The following is a 980-nucleotide window of genomic DNA, read 5'->3' as shown; positions in this document are numbered from 1 at the left end:
TAATACAAGCTAATTGTTGCTAACGTAATGGCTAAACTACGACCAGCGGGCGTGTCGACCGGTGGATGGAGTTTTAGCTGGTGTTAGCAGGCGTTTGCTTTGTTTATTTTAAAAAGACTAATGAATCAACTTTTGATTTTCTGAATTTTCTAACTAGCCTCTTATAATTAAATGATTTTTCTGACAAATTAAATTGACTTTTATTTATTCTGCTTTTAATTGAATCTGAATAAAATATTTTGTCATTAGACTTTAATTTAACTCTAAGGTAAGTTTCAAAATTACCTGAATATCTTGGTAATTGAACCAAAACTACTTGTTTAGGTGGTAATGATGTTTTCCAATAACTATTTCCACATTTATCGTAATCAAAATATTCTATTAATTTCCATTCTCCATTTTCATCTTTCGCTTCTTGTAGAAGAAGTAATTGATTATCTATTTGTTCCAAACCTATGGTATCTTTAGATAAATTTTGAATTGTTAATAGATTAGATGCGTAATATTTACTTTCTTCTTCTACTTGAAATGACGTATCCGAAATTTGAAATCTATTAATTTTAGTCACTTCATAAGGTACATTATCTACATCATGAAAAACTAAATTCAAGTCAATTTTTGAAATTGGTTTAGTTTTATAATAATCCTGTTCAACTAATTGATAATTACCGTTTTTCGAAATTGACAATATTCCTAAGTTTCTATTTTTTGCTAGATATATATCTTCAATCTCATTACTTGATAAGAAATTTTTAGTAGAGTCTTTAAGGAAATTGAAATCAAGATCAGATAACTTAACCGATTTAACTTTTTCTTCGACAAAACAAGATTGTAGTAAAAGAAATCCTAGTATATAGATAATTGAAGTCTTCAAGTTTTAGAATACTGAATTTAGATAGTAATGACTGCTAACGTGATGACTAAACTACGTGAGCGGTTGTGTCAACCGTGATTGGAGTTTAGTTGATGTTGGAGGTAGT

The 980-nt window shown here is 28.6% G+C and carries 1 protein-coding gene; it reads right to left on the bottom strand.

Annotation, left to right across the window (positions count from 1 at the left end; all coding sequences use genetic code 11):
• Positions 1-103 precede the first annotated feature (103 nt).
• Positions 104-874 (bottom strand): hypothetical protein, encoded by a 771-nt coding sequence (locus HGP29_RS28200; RefSeq protein ID WP_168885810.1) that lies wholly within the window; start codon positions 872-874, stop codon positions 104-106.
• Positions 875-980: the final 106 nt, after the last annotated feature.

This window comes from Flammeovirga agarivorans, from assembly GCF_012641475.1.
Lineage (GTDB): Bacteria > Bacteroidota > Bacteroidia > Cytophagales > Flammeovirgaceae > Flammeovirga > Flammeovirga agarivorans.
The sequence above is the reverse complement of the archived record's forward strand: the minus strand, read 5'-3'. Positions and strand labels throughout refer to the sequence as shown.